Source organism: Lysobacter capsici (genome assembly GCF_018732085.1).
Lineage (GTDB): Bacteria > Pseudomonadota > Gammaproteobacteria > Xanthomonadales > Xanthomonadaceae > Lysobacter > Lysobacter capsici_A.
In genome coordinates, this window is sequence record NZ_CP076103.1 from 2,879,914 (window position 1) to 2,898,920 (window position 19,007).

General features: G+C 66.4%; 16 protein-coding genes. 7 read left to right on the forward strand and 9 right to left on the reverse strand.

Annotation, left to right across the window (positions count from 1 at the left end; all coding sequences use genetic code 11):
• Positions 1–508 precede the first annotated feature (508 nt).
• Positions 509–712 carry a hypothetical protein gene (locus tag KME82_RS12250; RefSeq protein ID WP_215498749.1) on the reverse strand — a complete coding sequence of 68 codons (204 nt, stop codon included), beginning with the start codon at positions 710–712 and terminating at the stop codon, positions 509–511.
• A 264-nt stretch (positions 713–976) separates the two neighbouring features.
• On the opposite strand from KME82_RS12250, the gene KME82_RS12255 reads away from it, so the two are divergent.
• Positions 977–2,305 carry a PstS family phosphate ABC transporter substrate-binding protein gene (locus KME82_RS12255; RefSeq protein ID WP_215498750.1) on the forward strand — a complete coding sequence of 443 codons (1,329 nt, stop codon included), beginning with the start codon at positions 977–979 and terminating at the stop codon, positions 2,303–2,305.
• Positions 2,306–2,466: 161 nt separating this feature from the next.
• Here KME82_RS12255 and KME82_RS12260 read toward each other — a convergent pair whose 3' ends face one another.
• From KME82_RS12260 to KME82_RS12280, 5 genes are all read right to left on the reverse strand, one after another.
• Entirely contained in the window at positions 2,467–2,964 is a 498-nt protein-coding gene (locus KME82_RS12260; protein ID WP_215498751.1) for a hypothetical protein, read from the reverse strand.
• 576 nt (positions 2,965–3,540) lie between these two features.
• Complete coding sequence (locus KME82_RS12265; protein WP_046656545.1) at positions 3,541–4,323, reverse strand: ABC transporter permease subunit; 783 nt, start codon at positions 4,321–4,323, stop codon at positions 3,541–3,543.
• 29 nt (positions 4,324–4,352) lie between these two features.
• Positions 4,353–5,210, reverse strand: a complete 858-nt coding sequence (locus KME82_RS12270; protein WP_057923543.1) for an ABC transporter permease subunit — start codon at positions 5,208–5,210, stop codon at positions 4,353–4,355.
• A 137-nt stretch (positions 5,211–5,347) separates the two neighbouring features.
• Positions 5,348–6,514 carry an ABC transporter ATP-binding protein gene (locus KME82_RS12275; RefSeq protein WP_215498752.1) on the reverse strand — a complete coding sequence of 389 codons (1,167 nt, stop codon included), beginning with the start codon at positions 6,512–6,514 and terminating at the stop codon, positions 5,348–5,350.
• A 4-nt stretch (positions 6,515–6,518) separates the two neighbouring features.
• Positions 6,519–7,667: a polyamine ABC transporter substrate-binding protein gene (locus KME82_RS12280; RefSeq protein WP_215498753.1), complete on the reverse strand. Its 1,149-nt coding sequence runs from the start codon at positions 7,665–7,667 to the stop codon at positions 6,519–6,521.
• Positions 7,668–7,975: 308 nt separating this feature from the next.
• On the opposite strand from KME82_RS12280, the gene KME82_RS12285 reads away from it, so the two are divergent.
• Positions 7,976–8,764 (forward strand): TorF family putative porin, encoded by a 789-nt coding sequence (locus KME82_RS12285; protein WP_215498754.1) that lies wholly within the window; start codon positions 7,976–7,978, stop codon positions 8,762–8,764.
• Positions 8,765–9,669: 905 nt separating this feature from the next.
• Here KME82_RS12285 and KME82_RS12290 read toward each other — a convergent pair.
• Positions 9,670–10,596 carry a LysR family transcriptional regulator gene (locus KME82_RS12290; RefSeq protein WP_215498755.1) on the reverse strand — a complete coding sequence of 309 codons (927 nt, stop codon included), beginning with the start codon at positions 10,594–10,596 and terminating at the stop codon, positions 9,670–9,672.
• Positions 10,597–10,687: 91 nt separating this feature from the next.
• Here KME82_RS12290 and KME82_RS12295 point away from each other — a divergent pair, with 91 nt between their 5' ends.
• The 5 genes from KME82_RS12295 to KME82_RS12315 are packed head-to-tail and all read left to right on the forward strand — an operon-like array spanning position 10,688 to position 15,430.
• Positions 10,688–11,965: an acyl-CoA dehydrogenase family protein gene (locus KME82_RS12295; RefSeq protein WP_215498756.1), complete on the forward strand. Its 1,278-nt coding sequence runs from the start codon at positions 10,688–10,690 to the stop codon at positions 11,963–11,965.
• The gene (locus KME82_RS12300; RefSeq protein ID WP_215498757.1) at positions 11,962–12,798 is read left to right on the forward strand and encodes an SDR family oxidoreductase; all 837 of its coding nucleotides are present in this window, start codon (positions 11,962–11,964) and stop codon (positions 12,796–12,798) included. The genes KME82_RS12295 and KME82_RS12300 overlap by 4 nt, the downstream gene beginning before the upstream one ends.
• Complete coding sequence (locus tag KME82_RS12305) at positions 12,795–13,880, forward strand: phosphotransferase family protein (RefSeq protein ID WP_215498758.1); 1,086 nt, start codon at positions 12,795–12,797, stop codon at positions 13,878–13,880. Before KME82_RS12300 ends, KME82_RS12305 begins: the two co-directional genes overlap by 4 nt.
• A 1-nt stretch (position 13,881) precedes the next feature.
• Positions 13,882–14,646, forward strand: a complete 765-nt coding sequence (locus KME82_RS12310; protein ID WP_215498759.1) for a histidine phosphatase family protein — start codon at positions 13,882–13,884, stop codon at positions 14,644–14,646.
• Positions 14,647–14,674: 28 nt separating this feature from the next.
• Positions 14,675–15,430 carry an SDR family oxidoreductase gene (locus KME82_RS12315; protein ID WP_215498760.1) on the forward strand — a complete coding sequence of 252 codons (756 nt, stop codon included), beginning with the start codon at positions 14,675–14,677 and terminating at the stop codon, positions 15,428–15,430.
• Between the two features lie 524 nt (positions 15,431–15,954).
• On the opposite strand, the gene cueR is transcribed toward KME82_RS12315, so the two are convergent.
• Together cueR and KME82_RS12325 are read right to left on the reverse strand one after the other, a co-directional pair.
• Entirely contained in the window at positions 15,955–16,512 is a 558-nt protein-coding gene (gene cueR, locus KME82_RS12320; RefSeq protein ID WP_252255719.1) for a Cu(I)-responsive transcriptional regulator, read from the reverse strand.
• Entirely contained in the window at positions 16,509–18,989 is a 2,481-nt protein-coding gene (locus tag KME82_RS12325; RefSeq protein ID WP_215498761.1) for a heavy metal translocating P-type ATPase, read from the reverse strand. Before KME82_RS12325 ends, cueR begins: the two co-directional genes overlap by 4 nt.
• Between the last annotated feature and the right edge of the window lie 18 nt (positions 18,990–19,007).

Consider the following 19,007-nt stretch of genomic DNA (forward strand, 5'->3'; position numbering starts at 1 on the left):
TGTGTGATCGACAACCGCTTTGCGTGCGCGCAGGCCATCGCTGTTTCGCCGCCGCCCAGCCAAAACGAAAGCGGTGATTCCGACCTGTAGGAGCGGCGTGAGCCGCGATCGCGACAACGCAACTTCGGCGCAACCTACGGCGTAGATGTGGTATCGCGGTCGCGGCTTACGCCGCTCCTACATGGGGGCATGCGATAGCTGCGCGAGGATTTTCGATTTATGGATAAGCGCGACGTGAGTCGCGACGACGACCGCGCAACTGCTGCGATACAACTGCGACACAATTCTCGTTGCAAGCGTGATGCGCGATCACAACACGCGCAAACTCGGTATAGAACGAACGTTTCGATGCCTCCCTGTAGGAGCGGCGCAAGCCGCGACCGCGAAAACGCAGCTACGGCGCAACCTTCGGCGTAGATGTGATCCCGCGGTCGCGGCTCGCGCCGCTCCTACAGGGAGGCATCGCGACATTCGCTTTGGTGCAGCCGCAATGCATGCGTCGATTACATCAACGCCACACGATCGACAACACCTGCACAGCGTTGCACATCCGCATCATCGCGCCACCATCGCGAACCAAAAAACCAAGACGCACACAGCGCATTCCACCTTCGATGACATCGAATTCAATCGCGCATGCTGTCATCTCAACGCAGCAAGACATGACAGTCGCATCCAACGCAGCGATACGCGTGAATGCAATGTGATGCATTGCGCATCGCGCCTGTCATCTGGGTAACCCGCGACATTCGCATCGACACAAATGCTTAGCACTTGCGAATCCGAAACGAATTCGCGCGGCTAACTCCGCGTCGCGCATGCCTTTGTGCGATGTCACAAATTCTTACTTGCGCGGTCGTCGCCATGGCACACGCCGCGCGCATCGTGTGCTGGCGTCGAGCAGTTCGATGGACGCACCGCATCGATTGGATTGATTCGCGGGCAAGTGCCCGTAAACCCAACAAGGAGAAGTCTCGTGCATCGCAACAAGCTTCATATCAGCCTGCTGGCTGTCAGCGTTCTCATGGCCGCCGCCGGTTCGGCGACCGCGGCCGACCTGTACGCCGGTGGCGCCACTTTCCCGGCGCCGGCTTATGTCGGCGACCTGTACAACTCGCTGAGCCCGAAGGCGCGCCTGTCGCGCGACGCCGCGATCACCGCGCCGGCCGTCGGCTTCAGCGTTGCCGGTCTGGGCAACTCGACCGGCAGCAAAGTTCCGGTGTTCGCCAAGTACCGCACCCTGTTTCCCAGCGACGCGGTCTCCTACTGCCAGACCGGCAGCGGCACCGGCAAGAAGGTGTTGAACAACGACACCGTGTTCGCCAACGGCAACTGCGGCGACGCCTCCAGCGCCGCGGCCACCGGCTTCACCGCGCTGAGCACCACCCCGGACTTCATCGGCACCGACTCGCCGATTAGCACCGCGGACTACAACACCTTCAACACCAACATGGCCTCGACCCGCACCGCGATCGTGCAGATCCCGACCATCGCCGGCGCCATCGCCCTGCCGTTCAAGGACAACGCCACCACCGGTCTGACCTCGGTCGCGCTGACCACCCAGCAGGTCTGCCAGATCTATTCGGCGCAGATCACCGATTGGGCCGACTCGCGCCTGGGCCTGACCCTGAGCGGTTCGCCGCACCCGATCACGATCGTCTACCGCAGCGAAGGCAGCGGCACCTCGTTCGCGTTCACCAGCTACCTGGCCGCCCAGTGCAACGGCAAGTTCGGCGTCGTCGCCGGTTACTTCAAGCCCGACCAGAGCTTCGCCGCCGCCGTCACCCAGGCCGGCAGCCTGCCGGCCTATGCCGCGGTCTCGCCGCAGAGCGGCAACAGCGGCGTGGTGTCGAAGGTCAAGACCACCACCGACGCGCTCGGCTACGCCGACATCGCCGAAGTGCTGTCGCAGGGCGTGATGTACGCCAGCGTCAACGGCTTCGACCCGGCCGCGCTGCCGGCCTCGATCAGCATCACCCCGGCCAACCTGCTGTCCGGCCAGGTGCTCAACGGCGCCACCACCGCCGCCGTTCCGGGCTCGGCGCCGGCCGCCGCCAAGAACTGCCTGCGTCTGGTCAGCCCGACCGCGCCGATCTCCAGCGCCTACCCGATCGTCGCGATCACCTACGTCGCTGGTTACTACGCGGGCAACCCGGCCGCCAACGTCACCCCGATCAAGAACCTGTTCAAGCTGTTCTACGACACCACCAACCGTCCGGCCCTGCCGACCGGTTACGCCTACGTCGACGGCAACGCGCTGTTCCGCAGCTCGGTCGTTTCCTCGATCAACAGCTGCATCAACTGATCGCGGGCGCGGCGGCGGAAGGAGTCCGCCGCCGCGCATGGGTGGTCACGCAATAAAAAAAGCTCCCCGGTCGCATCGGGGAGCTTTTTCTTTGGTCGCACGTTTGCTTGCCGCTTACTTCGTTGTCGCGTACTTCGGTATCGCCTTGAACCCGTGCGGCATCAGGTACCGCAGAAGCAGGTCGCGCTGGCGCCGGCGCGAGTGCCTGCCGGGGTGTCGATGAACAGCGAGCACTGCGAGGTGTCGCTGCTGCCCTGGGTCGGCGTGCTCTGCGCGCTGGCGTTGCAGGTGCTGACGGTGCCCTTGCGGCCGCTGCGCACGGTCGCGGTCTGGCAGTTGGCCGAGATCTCGTCGCCGGTGCTCAGCAGCGCGCTGTTGTCGACCGCGACCACCGACTCGGGCGAGGACGCCAGGCCGGCGCCGAACACTTCGACCTTGCGCGAGCTCTTGGGGCAGGCGAACGAGGTGGTGCAGAACTTCGATTCCGACGCGCCGGCATTGGCGTTGACGTTGCCGTACAGCTGCACGACGCCGGGGAAGAAGCTGACGGTGTTGCAGGTGCCTTCGGCGCGGGCCTGCGGCGCGGCGAACACGCTCACGGCCAGCATCGCGGCGGTCAACAGCAGTTTCGCGCCGATCGCGCGGTTGAGGTAATCCATTTGAGTCTCTCCATGAATGCATCAAGGGTGGGATGAATCCGGCACGGATGTGCGACATCCGCGGGTCGAGGAGACGCCGTGTACAGCCGGGCGCGAATGCAGCGGCCGGTGATCGAATGCAGATGGACGGCCAAGGCGCGCGTCGTGCCGGACGGCGGCGGCCTGCGGAGCAGAAAGTGTCGCGGGCGTTCCTTTCCCCATCGATAGGAGAACAGCTTCACGTGTCGGCGCTGTTGCATGCGCGTGAATCGGGTGCCGGCGCAAGGATTCATTTGTGTGATTCGGGGTAGGGCGGCCTGGAGCGTTAAGCCCGCTCGCCACGAAACCACGCAAGCCCCCTGTAGGAGCGGCGTGAGCCGCGATCGCGGGATTTCGGTTACCTCGAAGGTTTCGTCGTAGCTGCGATGTCGCAGTCGCGGCTTGCGCCGCTCCTACAGAGTGATTGCGTGGCTCCGTACTCGCCCTGTAGGAGCGGCGCGAGCCGCGACCGCGGGATTCCGGTTACGTCGCGAGTTTCGTCGTAGTTGCGGTATCGCGGTCGCGGCTCGCGCCGCTCCTACAGGGCGAGCCCGAGGCTCAATCGCGCAACCGCGCCAAGCTGCGCTCGCGCCGGTGCATCAGCACGCCGGCCAGGCTGACGCCGATCGCCACCAGCACCACGATGATCGTGGTCAGTGCGTTGATCTCCGGGGTCACCCCGATCTTGACCTTCGAATACACCAGCATCGGCAGGGTGGTCGAACCCGGGCCGGAGGTGAAGCTGGCGATCACCAGGTCGTCCAGCGACAAGGTGAAGGCGAGCAGCCAACCCGCCAGCAGGGCCGGCGCGATCAACGGCAGGGTGATCACGAAGAACACCCGCCACGGCTTCGCGCCCAGGTCCATCGCCGCCTCTTCCAGGCTGGCGTCCATCGAGGTCATGCGTGAACGCACCACCACGGTGACGTAGCAGGCGGTCAGGGTGATGTGGGCGAGGGTGATCGTGGTCATGCCGCGCTCGGGCCAGCCGAAGATCTGCTGCAGGCCGACGAACAACAGCAGCGAGGACAGGCCGAGCATCACGTCCGGCATCACCATCGGCGCCGAATTCATCAGGCTCAGCAGTCCGCGCCCGGGAAACCGGCCGAACCGCGACAAGGCCAGTCCGCTCGCGGTGCCCAGCGCGACCGCGGCGGTGGCCGAGATCGCCGCGATCGTGAGGCTGCGCTGCGCGGCTTCGAGAATCTGTTCGTTGCGCAGCAGCGCGCCGTACCACTGCAGCGAGAACCCGCCCCAGGTGGTCGCGCGGTCCGAGCCGCTGAACGAGTACACGATCACCGACACGATCGGCAGGTACAAGAACGCGTAGCCCAGCGCCATCAGCGTGTACAGCGCGAACGGCCGCCGGCTCACGACTGCGCCTCGCGCGCGACGCGCCGGTTTTCCACGTATTCGAACAACAAGGTCGGCAGCACGATCAACAGCAGCATCGCCACCGCGATCGCCGCGGTCAGCGGCCAGTCGCGGTTGGTGAAGAACTCGGTCCACAACACCCGGCCGATGGTCAGCGCGTCGGGACCGCCGAGCACGTCGGGAATCACGAATTCGCCGACCGCCGGGATGAATACCAGCAAGGTGCCGGCCAGGATGCCCGGAAACGACAGCGGCAAAGTCACCCGCACGAACGCCTGCCAGGGTTTCGCACCGAGGTCGGCGGCGGCTTCGAGCAAGGTGAAATCCAGCCGGATCAAGGTCGCCGCGAGCGGCAGGATCATGAAGGGCAGGTAGTTGTAAGCGATGCCGATGTAGACGGCGAGATCGGTATGCAGCACCGCCTGGCCCGGCTCGATGATGCCGACCGCGGCCAGCGCCTGGCTGATCACGCCGTTGGCGCGCAGCAGGCCGATCAGCGCATAGGTGCGCAGCAGCGAACTGGTCCAGAACGGCAGGATCACCAATACCAGCAGCAACAGACGCAGACTGCGCGGCGCGCGCGCGATGCCGTAGGCGATCGGATAGCCCAGCAGCAGGCAGCACAAGGTCGAGACCGAGGCGAACAGCAGCGATTTCAGATAGGCCGCGATATACAGCGGATCAGCCAGCAGCGCGGCGTAGTTGGACGCGTGCAGGCGCAGCGAAGTCGCGCCGTCGGCGCTGGTTTCCAGCAACGGCGTATACGGCGGCACCTGCCCGAACACCGCCTGGGCGAAGCTGATCTTCAGCACGATCAGGAACGGCACGCAGAAGAACAGCGCCAGCCACAGCATCGGGATCGCGGTGACCACGAAACGTCCGCGCCGGGTACGGAACTCGTCGCCTACCGCGCGGAACCACCCGAACAGGTTGTAGACGACATCTGCCCAGAAGCCCCAGGCCCCCGAGTCGCGCTTCTGCTCGCGAGCGCTCACGACGTCAACACCACCGCGCTGGCCGCATCCCACGACAGCCACAGCGTGTCGTCCCAGTCGTAATGCGGCTGCGAGCTGCGCGCGACATGGGTTTCCTGCACCCGCACGATCGCGCCAGCCTCGGTCTGCACATGGTAGATCGACACATCGCCCAGATAGGCGATATCGCGGACCTTGCCGACCACCACGTTCTCCATCCCCTCGGGCCGGGTCTCGTGGACGTCGATCTTCTCCGGACGCACCGCGATTCCAACGGCCGTGCCTTCCGGCAGCGGATCGGGATGGCGCGCGAGCAGTTCGCCGCCGACCTCGTCGCACTGGATACGCAGGTTGTTTTCGTCGTGACCGAGCACGCGGCCGTCGAGCAGGTTGATGCCGCCGATGAACTCGGCGACGAAACGCGTCGACGGGTATTCGTACAGCACCGCCGGGGTCGACACCTGGACGATGCGGCCGGCGTCCATCACCGCGATGCGCGAGGACATGGTCATCGCTTCTTCCTGGTCGTGGGTGACCATGATGAAGGTGGTGCCGACGCGTTCCTGGATGCTGACCAGTTCGAACTGGGTGTGCTCGCGCAGCTTCTTGTCCAGCGCGCCCAGCGGCTCATCGAGCAGCAGCAACTTCGGTTGTTTGGCCAGGGCGCGCGCCAAGGCCACGCGCTGACGCTGGCCACCGGACAACTGATCGGGCCGGCGATTGCCGAGTTGCGGCATCCGCACCAGTTCCAGCATCGCCTGCACGCGATCGCGGATCTCGCCCGCGCCGAGCCGGTCCGCGCCGCTGGAATGCTTGAGCCCGAAGGCGATGTTCTGGGCCACGCTCATGTGCGGGAACAGCGCATAGCTTTGGAACATCATGTTGACCGGCCGCTGGTACGGCGGCAGGTCGGTCACGTCGACGCCGTCGATCAGCACCCGTCCGCGATCGGGCGATTCGAACCCGGCCAGCACCCGCAGCAGGGTGCTTTTGCCGGAACCGGAGCCGCCGAGCAGGGCGAAGAACTCGCCGCGGTACACGTCCAGGGAAATATCGTCGCAGGCGTAGACCTTGCCGAAGGTCTTGGTCACACCCTCGATGCGCACGAACGGCTGCGCGGCCGGATCGCGCCAGGGTTCGACCGTGGCGGGCGTCGTGGCGGAGCGGGGCGGCGGGACGCTCACGCGCTCAGTGCCCGCTCTTGATGCTGGTCCAGGCGCGCACGCGCTGGCGTTGCACGTCTTCGGGCAGGCTCTTGGGATCGATCAGCTTGGCGCGCACGCTTTCGGGCGGATACACGCCGACATCCTGCGCGATCGCCGGATCGACCAGCGCGGTCGCGTCCTTGTTGGCGCTGGCGTAGGCGACATGGTTGCTGATCGCCGCGGCGACCTTGGGGTCGAGCAAGTAGTCGATGAAGGCGTGGGCGTTGCCGGCGTGCTTGCTGTCCTTGGGAATCGCGATCACGTCGACCCAGCGGATCGCGCCTTCCTTCGGGATCACGAAGCGCAGGTTCGGCGCCGGTTGGCCGGCTTTCTTGGCCGCATCGAAGGCGTCGGTGCTGGCCTGGGCGATGTCACCCGAATAGCCCATCACCAGGCAGGCGTCGCCGTTGGCGAAGGCGTCCTTGTATTCGGCGTTGTTGAAGGTGCGCACGAACGGGCGGATCGCGCTGTAGACCTTGCGCACCGCGTCGATCTCGTCGGCGGCGCCGGCATTGGGATCGCGGCCGAGCCAGATCAGCGCCGCGCCGAAGGCTTCCTGGTCGTCGTCGAGCACGGTGATGCCGCATTTCTGCAACTTGGCGGCGTTGGCCGGATCGAACAGCAGCGACCACGAATCCAGCGGCGCGTCGGCGCCGAGCGCGGCCTTGATCTTGTCGATGTTGATGCCCAGGCCGGTGGTGCCCCACATGTACGGCACCAGGTGGGCGTTGCCCGGATCGATCGCGGCGAGGTTCTGCAGCAACTGCGGGTCCAGGTGATTCCAGTTCTTGAGCTTGCCCTTGTCCAGCGCGGCGTACATTCCGGCCTTGACCTGGCGCTGCGCGAACGGCCGCGCCGACGGGAACACCACGTCGTAGCCCGAGGCGCCGGCGCTGAGCTTGCTTTCCAGGGTTTCGTTGGCGTCGTAGACGTCGTAGTTGACCTTGATGCCGTTGGCCGTCTCGAAGTTCTTGACCGTGTCGTCGGCGACGTAGTCCGACCAGTTGTAGACGTTGAGCACCTTCTCCTCCGCGCCGGCCGGCGTGGCGGCCGCGGGGGCATCGGACGGCTTGCCGCCGCCGCAGGCGGTCAGCAGCAGGGCGCAGGCGAGCGGGGCGAGGCGCAGGATCACGGCGAACTCCGGAGCAACGAGGCGTTGCGGGGATGTTCGGAGCGGGGGCGTACGGTGTCAATGCGATTCGGGTAGATGGTGTCGGCGAGGGCGCGGCCTGAGCCCTCAACCGCCTGGCTCGCCACGCACCCGACGTAACAGCCCCCTCTCCCGCTTGCGGGAGAGGGCTGGGGTGAGGGCACAACGCCACAGCGAAACGCGGCGCCCGCTCAAATCCCCACCGTGCCCCACCCATGCACACCAGCGCCTGCGTTATCGTCTGCCTCAGCACCTGTCCATGCCACCACCACCGTTCGGGGAGAACTGTGATGCCGATTCGCCCGCACAACCGTTCCCCCTTCGCCACCATGGCGCGGTCCATCGCACTCGCATCGCTGCTGCTACCGCTGCCGGCACTGGCCCAAGACGACCCGCCCGCCGACCCGGCGAGCGCCGACGCCCCGTGGTCGGTCCGCGGCAGCGTCACCGCGATGAGCGACTACGTCTGGCGCGGCGTATCCCAGACCCAGGAAGATCCCGCCGTGCAGGCCGAGATCAACCTGGAGCACTCCAGCGGCTTCTACGTTGGCCTATGGGCGTCGAGCATCGACTTCACCGGCGCGGGCGAGGAGGACGACGGCATCGATTACGAACTCGACGGCTACCTGGGCTGGTCCGGCGAACTGCGTCCGGGCCTGGAACTCGACCTCGTCCTCACCCGCGCCGCGTACCCAGGCGCGCGCAAGGGCTTCGACTACGACTACACCGAACTCGAAGGCACCTTGAGTTTCGCTCAGTACTACCACGCGGGCCTGGCGTATTCGCCGGACATCTTCGGCCTGGGCGGCAAGGGGTATTACTGGACCGCGGGCGGCGAATGGCCGCTGGGCGACAGCGGTTTCGGATTGAAGGCGCAGGTCGGCCACTACGATCTGCAGGACGCGGCCGGCGACAGTTACAACGACTATCTGCTCGGGTTGACCCGCGAGTTCGGGCCGGTCAAGGCGGAGCTGCAGTACACCGACACGTCGAGTTATGGGCCTAAGTTGTCGGAGGCGTTGGATGATGCGAAGTTGGCCGATGGCAAGGTGACGTTGCTGGTGGGTTGGGAGTTTTGAGGGGGTGATGAGATGTGGAGGTTGCTGTCTTCCGCTTTTCGTTGCTCTGCCGCTGTGACGCGTGTTGCGGCGTTAATGCGATTTCGCGGTCGCGGCTTGCGCCGCTTCTACAGGTAGGCCATGTGGCTTTCGCCTCGTTTCAATCGTCGCATCCAGCGCTGCGAGGCCGCTGACTCGCGTTAGCAAAAGCACACCCGGAGGGCGGCGCACATGGATGTGCGCCGTGCGCCACCGAGACAGGATGTCTCGTGTGGCGCATGCCTGCGCAAGCACCGATCGTGCGGCTTTTGATTCGAAACAGGAACGCCTTTTTCTTTGGTGACTTTCTTTTGTGGCTCTGGACAAAAGAAAGTTACCCGCCGCTTTAGTGGCGGAAGCTTTTGATCTTGCTTGCAGCCCCTAAAGCTTTGGAGCTTATGAAGCCCAAGGCAAGATCAACAGCTTTCGTCCGCAAGCGGCCGAGTTACTTTCTTTTGTCAAAAGCGACAAAAGAAAGGTAACCAAAGAAAAACGCTTTTCTTTGAATCAAAGGCCCGCACGATCGGTGCCGACGCAGGCATGCGCCACACGGGACATCCTGTCCCGGTGGCGCACGGCGCACATCCATGTGCGCCGCCCTCCGGGTGTGCTTTTGTTCTCGCGAGTTACGAGCGTCGTAGCGCTGGATGAACTGCGCGAATTGGGGCGAAAGCCACATGGCCTCCCTGTAGGAGCGGCGCGAGCCGCGACCGCGCCATCACGGCAACGGCGCGATTTTCGTCATAGGCGTATTCCCGCGGTCGCGGCTCGCGCCGCTCCTACAGGGGCTACGGCAGGTCACGCGACGTCTGGGGTTTTTGCGAAACGCAATTTCCGGTGTTCGTTGCAATCAATCGCAACCGAAACACGCAGCGAAAAAAACCGAATCACCCAAACAACCCCCGCTCACACACCCCAACCACCACCTCCCGCAACCACCGATTGGCCGGATCGAACTCACTGTTCGCATGCCAATACAAATGCAACTGCGCCGCCGGCAACGCGAACGGCACCGCCACCCGCAACAAACGCGAACGACCGATGATCCGCCCTGCAAGCCCCGCGGGCATCGTCAACAAGGCATCGGACTGCGACACCACCTCGCACGCCGAGTGATAGTTCTGGCATCGCAGCGCGATCGGCCGCTGCAATCCCAGGTTGAGCAGCGCGATGTCCTCGATCACCTGACCGCTCGCGCGCGTCGACACCGCGACATGCCGCGCCTGCAGGTACTGCTTCAAGGTCAGCCGCTTCGCCAACGCATGACCGGCGCGCATCACCACGCAGAAGCCGTCCTGAAACAGGGGCTGGTGCCGCACCGGTTCGCTGATCGGCAGGGCCACGTCGATCGCCAGATCGACCTGGCCGGCGGCGAGTTCGCGGCCCAGTTCGCGTCGCGCCACCGCCACGCTGGCCAAGGTCGCGCCCGGCGCCTGCGCGTGCAGCGTTTGCGCCAGCGCCGGCAACAGGGCGGTCTCGGTCGCGTCGGGCATGCCGATGCGGAAGCCCTGGCGGGCCTGGGCCGGGTCGAAACGGTCCCATTGCTGCAGCAGTTCGCGCAGGCGGCTGAGCGCGTCGGTCAGCAGCGGCGCGATGCGCTGGCAGGCCGGGGTCGGGCTCATGCGCCGGCCGTCGCGCACGAACAACGGGTCGCCGAACTGCTGGCGCAGGCGCGCGAGCGCATGGCTCACCGCCGATGGCGTTAGGTACAGCGACTGCGCCGCGCGGCTGAGGTTCTGCTCGCGGTACACGGCCTCGAACACCTTGAGCAGGTTGAGGTCGAGCTGGTCGATCCGGTTATGAATCTGGTTCATGATGCGAAGTTAGCAAAGATCACTTCATTCATGCTGGCCGGGCGCTTAGGATGCAGACGGGCCGGGCCTTCGCCGGCATCGGGAATTCGTGATGGACTTCGCACCCAGCGCGCGCAGCGCCGACTATCTGCAACGCCTGCAAGCCTTCATCGCCGAACACATCGCGCCGTTCGAAGACACGTATCGGCGCGAGAATGCGAACACCAACGCCGGCGCCGACTGGCGCCAGTGGCGGGTGCATCCGCGCATCGCCGAACTCAAGCGCCTGGCGCGCGAGGCGGGCCTGTGGAATCTATTCCTGCCCGATGCGCAGCTCGGCGCGGACCTGTCGGTGCTCGATTACGCGCCGCTGGCCGAGGCCATGGGCCATTACGAATTCGCCGCGGACATCTTCAACTGCAACGCGCCCGACACCGGCAACATGGAAGTGCTGCATCACTTCGGCAGCGATGCGCAGAAACAGCAATGGCTGCGGCCGCTGCTCGACGGCGAGATCCGCTCGGTATTCTGCATGACCGAGCCGGACGTGGCGTCGTCGGATGCGACCAATATGCAGGCGACCGTGCGCGTGGACGGCGATGACTTGCTGCTCGACGGGCGCAAGTGGTGGTCGACCGGCATCGGCCACCCCGACGCGAAGCTGGCGATCTTCATGGGCCTGTCCGATCCCGACGCCGAACCGCACAAGCGCCACAGCATGGTACTGGTGCCGCTGGATGCGCCGGGGGTGCGGATCGAACGCATGCTGCCGACCTTCGGCGAGTACGATCCGCCTTACGGTCACGGCGAGGTGGTGTTCGATAATGTGCGCGTCCACAAGGACCAGTTGATCCTCGGCCTGGGCCAGGGTTTCGCGATCGCGCAGGGGCGGCTCGGCCCGGGCCGCATCCATCACTGCATGCGCGCGATCGGCGCGGCCGAGCGCGCGCTGGAACTGACCATCCGCCGTGGCGCCTCGCGCCAGGCGTTCGGCCAGCCGATCCTGCGCCTGGGCGGCAATCTCGAACGCATCGCGCAGGCGCGCATGGCGATCGATCAGGCGCGTCTGCTGACCTTGTACGCGGCGTGGAAGATCGAGCACTTCGGGGTCAAGGCGGCGATGACCGAAATCTCGGCGATCAAGGTGGTCGCGCCGAACATGCTGCAGGACATCGTCGACCAGGCGATCCAGATGCACGGCGGCGCCGGGGTGTCGAACGATCTGCCGCTGACCGGATTGTTCATGATCGCGCGCGCGCTGCGCATTGCCGACGGCCCGGACGAAGTGCATCGTGCGATGGTCGCGCGCATGGAACTGGCCAAGTACGGTTTGAGTTCCAGCCAGAACCGTCAACACCAGAAAGAACGCGCTCACAAGGAACCGGCATGACCACCGCAACCCGCGTCTTCATCACCGGCGGTGCCTCCGGGCTCGGCCGCGCCCTTGCCGAAGGCTATGCCCGCGACGGCGCGCGCGTGTGCATCGGCGATGTCAACGCGGCGCGCGGCGAAGAAACCCTCGCGGCGCTGCGCGCATTGGGCGCAACCGCGCATTATCTGCACTGCGACGTGACCCGCGAGCAAGACCTGCAGGCCGCGGCCGACTGGCTGCTGGCGCAGTGGGGCGGGGTGGATCTGGTGTTCAACAATGCCGGCGTCGCCGACATGGGGCCGGTCGAGGCCATGCCGATCGCCGACTGGCAGTGGATGATCGACATCAACCTGCTCGGCGTGGTGCGCGGCTGCAAGGTATTCGCGCCGTTGCTGCGCAAGCAGGGCAGCGGCCGCTTGGTCAACATCGCCTCGATGGCCGGTTTGATCCATCCGCCGTTCGCGGGCGCGTACAACGCGACCAAGGCCGCGGTGGTGGCGCTGTCGGAAACGCTCAAGGCCGAACTCGGATCGGCCGGGATCGAGGTCAGTGTGGTCTGCCCGGCGTTCTTCCGCACCAACCTCAGCGAGAGCCTGCGCAGCACCGACCCGCGCTATGCGCGCTGGATGCGCAAGCTGGTCGACGAATCCACGATCGGCGCCGACGAGATCGCCGCGATGATCCGCGCCGGCGTGGCGCGCGGCGAGTTTCGCATTCTCACTCATGCCTCGGCGCGGCGGTTCTGGATGCTCAAGCGATGCTTGCCGTACAGCTGGTACGAAGCGGCGATGCGTCGCGCCGGCCAGGGCGGGGCGAAGAAGAAGCCGGCGCCGGTCGGCCGCAAGGCATGAGCGCGGCGGACGAACGCAGCAACGACGGCTCGCGCGCGGTGCGTGCGGGCGAGGAACTCGATGTCGCTGCGGTCGACGCCTGGCTCAAGCCGCGCCTGCCGCATCTGCACGGCGCGCCGCAGGTCACCCAGTACGCCGGCGGCGCGTCGAACTGGACCTATCGCCTGCACTACGACAACGACGACCTGATCCTGCGTCGCCCGCCGGCCGGCAAGAAAGCCAAGTCCGCGCACGACATGGGCCGCGAATTCCGCATCCAGCAGGCGCTCAAACCCGTTTTCCCGTTCGTGCCGGCGATGTACGCGCATTGCGAAGACACCCAGGTGATCGGCGCGGAGTTCTACGTGATGCAGCGGCTCGACGGGCTGATCCTGCGCAAGAACCTGCCGTCCGGGCTGGACCTGAGCCGCGATCAGGTTCGCAGCTTGTGCCTGCATGTCCTCGATACCTTGATCGCATTGCATCAGGTCGACCATCGCGCCGCCGGCCTGGAACATCTCGCGCCGGGTGCCGGTTACGGCCAGCGCCAGATCGACGGCTGGAGCAAGCGCTATACCGACGCACGCACCTGGAACGTTCCCGCTGGCGGCAAGATCATGGCCTGGTTGAAGGCGAACCTGCCGCGCGACGAACGCATCTGCCTCACCCACAACGACTTCCGGTTCGACAACGTGGTACTCGACCGCAACGATCCGACCCGGGTGATCGGCGTGCTGGATTGGGAGCTGGCGACGCTCGGCGATCCGTTGATGGATGTCGGCAATCTGCTCGCCTATTGGGTGGAGGCCGGCGACGACTTCATCGCCCGCGATACGCGGCGGCAACCGACCCACTTGCCCGGCATGTTCACTCGCCGCGAGGTGATGCAGTACTACAGCGAACGCACCGGCATGCAGCCGCGCAGTTGGGCGTTCTACGAGGTCTACGGCTTGTTTCGCCTGTCGGCGATCGCCCAGCAGATCTATTACCGCTATCACCACCGGCAGACCCGCAACCCGGCGTTCAAGCGTTTCTGGCTGTCGGTGAATTACCTGCATTGGCGTTGCCGCAAGGCGATCGCGCAAGACCGGCGAGGGCCGTGAGATGGCCGCGACGATCCATCTGATCCGCCACGGCCAGGCCGCATTCGGCGCGGCCGATTACGATCAGCTCAGCGAGCGCGGACGCGAACAGTCGCGCCTGCTCGGTGCCGCATTGGCGCCGCTCGCAGGCGAAGGCGATATCGCGATCTGCGGCGGCATGCGCCGGCATCGGCAGACCGCCGACGAATGTCTGGCGGCGATGTATCCAACACACGCACCCCAACACGACCCCGCGGATGCAAGCCCCTCTCCCGTTGACGGGAGAGGGGTTGGGGTGAGGGCCGCCCCCCAAATCGACCCACGCTGGAACGAATTCGACCACCAGCAAATCATTGCCCGCCACGCCCCAGAATACAGCGACCACGAACATCTGGTCGCCGAATTCAGCCGCGCCGCCGATCCACGCCGTGCGTTCCAGACGCTGTTCGCTGCGGCGATGACGCGCTGGTCGGGCGGACATTTCGATCACGAGTACAGCGAACCGTGGCCGTCGTTCGGCCAGCGCTGCCGCGATGCCTTGCAGGCCGCGGCCGAAGCCGCGCCGTCGTCGACCTCGAATATCTGGGTGTTCACCTCCGGCGGCCCGATCGCCGCGATCGTCCAGCATTTGCTGCAGGCGCCCGATGCGCAGGCGATGAAACTCAGCTGGACCCTGGTCAACGCCGGCGTCACTCAAGTGCATGTCGCCCGCGGCGGCCTGCGCCTGTCCACCTTCAACGGCCACGCCCATCTGTACGGACGCGCCGACCTGATCACTTATCGCTGAGGCTCGCGCCTCGACCGGAGTTCGCCGCATGCGCAAACGTATCCTCATCACCGGCGCCAGTTCCGGACTTGGCCGCGGCATGGCGCGCGAGTTCGCCCGCGCCGGCAGCGACCTCGCCCTGTGCGCGCGGCGCCTGGACCGACTGGAATCGCTCAAGGCCGAATTGGAAGCGGCCCATCCGGCCATCCGCGTGAGCATCCACAGCCTGGACGTGACCGATCACGAGCAGGTGTTCGCGGTGTTCGCGGCCGCGCGCGACGCACTGGGCGGCCTGGACCGGGTGATCGTCAACGCCGGCATCGGCCAGGGCGCGCCGGTCGGCAAGGGCCAGTTCGCCCTGAACCGCAGCATCGTCGAGACCAATTTCCTCGCCGCGCTGGCGCAGTGCGAAGCGGCGGTGGAAATCTTCCGCGCCGCCGGCCAGGGGCATCTGGTGTTGATTTCCTCGATGAGCGCGATGCGCGGCATGCGCGGCGGCCTGACCGCCTACGCCGCGAGCAAGGCCGGCGTGGCCTCGCTGGCCGAAGGCATCCGCACCGACATGCTGCGCAAGCCTTCGATCAAGATCAGCACGATCTACCCAGGTTACATCCGCACCGAAATGAACGACGGCGCGCCGGCCAAGCAGACGCCTTTCATCATCGACGAGGCGACCGGTTGCCGTTTGCTGGTGCGGGCGATCGAGAAGGAGAAAGCCAAGGCTTATGTGCCGTGGTGGCCGTGGGCGCCGTTGGGGTGGTTGATGAAGCGGTTGCCGTTGGCGTGGGTGGCGAAGCTCAATTGACCATGCGCAAGCGTTCGCGTGGTTTCGCCGGCCCCCTGTAGGAGCGGCGCGAGCCACGACCGCGAATTGCGATCTGCGGCGAGGGTTGGGTCGTAGCCTTTTTGGTCGTTGCAGTCGTTGCAGTCGTTGCAGTCGTTGCAGCCGTTGCGATCGTCGCGGTCGTTGTGGCGCGGCCGTAGCTTGCTATACGGGTTGCCATGCAGGTTGCGACGCAGGCGTGGTGACGCGGTCGCGGCTTGCGCCGCTCCTACAGGGGAGCGCCGTAGCATCCGACGCATATGCATGTTCGCTATCTACCTGTAGGAGCGGCGCGAGCCGCGACCGCGAATCTTCGGCTACGACGAAACTTTCCAGAACGTCATTCCCGCGAAAGCGGGAATCCAGTGACTTCAAGCGTTCTCGCACGAAAGGCACTGGATTCCCGCCTTCGCGGGAATGACGTTCTTGGCGATGCGCGGCGACTCGAGAATCACCCGCGAATCACTCTCGAATCATTCGCGGCTCATCCACCTTTCTTCGCTGCTTTATGCATTGCCGGCCGACACCCCATCACCCGACCCCGAATCTCCAGATCCCCCACAACACTCATCCTGAGCCAGATCCTCAAGAATCGGACACTCCGGCCGATCATCCCCCTGGCACCGCCGCGCCAGCTGCTCCAGCGTGTGCTGCATCGCCTGCATCTCGCGTATCTTCGCCGCCAGTTCCGCCGCGTGATCCAACGCCAGTCGCTTGACCTCGCCGCTTTCGCGCGAGCGGTTGTCCCACAGCCCCAGCAAGGTCTCGATCTGCTTGATCGAAAACCCCAGCGAGCGAGAGCGCTTGATGAAACGCAGCCGATGCAGGTCGCTGTCGCGGTACAGGCGATAGCCGGCGATGCTGCGGCCCGCGGCCGGAATCAGGTCGATGCTCTCGTAATGGCGGATCATCTTCGCGCTCACCCCGCTGAGCTGGGCGGCTTCGCCGATGTTGTGCAGGCCGTCGGCCTTGGCCTGGGCGAGTTCGGGCGCGTTGCGGGTCATGGCGCGGTTCCTGTTTCCGGTAACGAAGGGTGCGTAAGCGTTCATGCGCGGCGCGTTCATGCCGGTTTCCAGCGTCGCAGCAGCAGAGTGTTGCCGATCACGCTGACGCTGGAGAAGGCCATCGCCGCGGCGGCGACCACCGGGTTCAACCAGCCCAAGGTCGCTAGGCCGATGCCGATCACGTTGTAGCCGAATGCCCAGAACAGGTTCTGACGGATCTTGCGGCTGGTGCGGCGCGAGATCTCGATCGCGTCGGCGACCAGCCCCGGTTCGGCGCGCATCAGGGTGATGCCGGCGGCCTGCATCGCCACGTCGGTGCCGCTGCCCATGGCGATGCCGACATCGGCCGCGGCCAGCGCCGGTGCGTCGTTGACGCCGTCGCCGACCATCGCCACGGTGCGGAACTGCCCGAGTTCGGCGACCGCGGCGGCCTTTTGTTCGGGCAATACGTCGGCGCGGATCTGGTCGATGCCCAGTTCGGCCGCGACCGCGCGCGCCGCGCCGATGTGATCGCCGGAAATCATCGCGGTGCTCACGCCCAGCGCGTGCAGGCGTTCGATCGCGGCCCGGGCGTTGGCGCGCGGGGTGTCGCGGAAACCGAGCAGGCCGAGCAACTGCGCGCCATCGCTGCCGTCGCGCGCCAGCCACGACACGCTGTGGCCGCTGTCGGCCAGGCGTTGCGCGGCCTCGCGCAGCGGTTGCAGATCGACGCCGGCTTCTTCGAGCATGCGGGTGCTGCCGAGCAGCAGGCTGCGGCCTTCGACCTCGCCGCGCAGGCCGCGTCCGGCCAGCGCCCGCAGTTGCGACACCGGCGGCAGGGTCAGCGCGCGCGCCGCATCGAGGGTGGCGCGCGCAAGCGGATGCTCGCTGCCCGACTGCAAGGCCGCGGACAAACGCAGCAGCGCGTCGCGATCGCCGTCGAGCGCGGTCCATTCGCTCAGCACCGGCTTGCCTTCGGTCAGGGTGCCGGTCTTGTCGAACGCGACCACGTCGATCCGGTGCGCGATTTCCAGCGCTTCGGCGTCCTTGATCAGGATGCCCGCGCGCGCGGCCACGCCGGTGCCGGCCATGATCGCGGTCGGCGTCGCCAGGCCCAGCGCACACGGACAGGCGATCACCAGCACCGCGACCGCGTTGAGCACGGCCTGGCTCCAATCGCCTGCATACAGGCCCCAGCCGATCAGGGTCAGCAGCGCGATCGCGATCACCACCGGCACGAACACCGCGCTGACCCGGTCGACCAGATGCTGGATCGGCGCTTTCTTGGCCTGCGCGTCTTCGACCAGACGGATGATCCGGGCCAGCGCGCTCTCCGCGCCGACCGCCACGGTTTCGACCACGATCCGGCCTTCGCCGTTGATCGCGCCGCCGGTGACGCGGTCGCCGCGCTCTCGCGCGACCGGCAGGGATTCGCCGGTGAGCAGGGATTCGTCGACGTGAGTGAGGCCTTCGACGATGCGGCCGTCGGCCGGCAGGCGTTCGCCCGGGCGCACCACCACGAGGTCGCCGACCCGCAGTTGCGCGAGTGGCAATTCGTGTTCGACGCCGTCGCGCAGCACCCGCGCGCTGCTCGGGCGCAGCGCCTGCAGGGCGCGGATCGCCGCGGTGGTCTGGCGCTTGGCGCGCGCTTCCAGCCACTTGCCGAACAGGATCAGGGTGATGATCACCGCCGAGGTTTCGAAATACAGCTGCATCTGATCGCCGCGCAGCAGGTGATACAGGCTCAGGCCGTAACCGGCGCTGCTGCCGAGTGCGACCAGCAGGTCCATGTTGCCGCTGCGCGCGCGCAGCGCGCTCCAGCCGGCGCGGTAGAAGCGCGCGCCGAGCCAGAACTGCACCGGCGTGGCGAGCGCGAACTGCAACCAGCCCGGCAGCATCCAGTGCTGGCCGAACAACAGGCCGAGCATCGGCGCGACCAGGGGCAGCGACAGCGCGGCGGCAATCAGCAGATGGCGGGTTTCGCGCGACAGAGCGGGTTTCGCGTTGCTGCGGGCGGTGGTGGCGGTGTCGCTGCCGTTGTCGGTGCGCGGCGGGTTGCTGCTGTCGCCAGCGGCTTGGTTGCTTGCACCGCCGCCCGATGGGTTGTCGGGGTCGGAATCGGGCAGGCTCGCTTCGTAGCCGGCGCGTTTCACCGCGGCGATCAGCGCGGCCGTGTCGGTGCCGGCGAGCATGCGCACCTTGGCGCGCTCGGTGGCCAGATTGACCGAGGCCTCCAGCACGCCCGGCACTGCGGTCAGCGCCTTCTCGATCCGGCCGACGCAGGAGCCGCAATTCATCCCGCGCAGCGCCAGCACGAGGTCCTCGCTGGGGACGCTGTAACCGGCCGCGGCGATGGCGCGTTCGATCTGCGCGGCGGAGACGCTGGCGTCGTGGGCGACCTCGGCGGTTTCGGTGGCCAGATTGACGTTGACCTCGGCGACGCCGGGCAGGGCGCTCACGGCCCGCTCGATGCGGCCGGCGCAGGAGCTGCAGGTCATCCCGGCTACGTGCAGACGCAGGCGTTGCGGGAGGGGGGCGACTTGGAGAGGGGCGTTCATGGGGGTTCCCGGGGGACT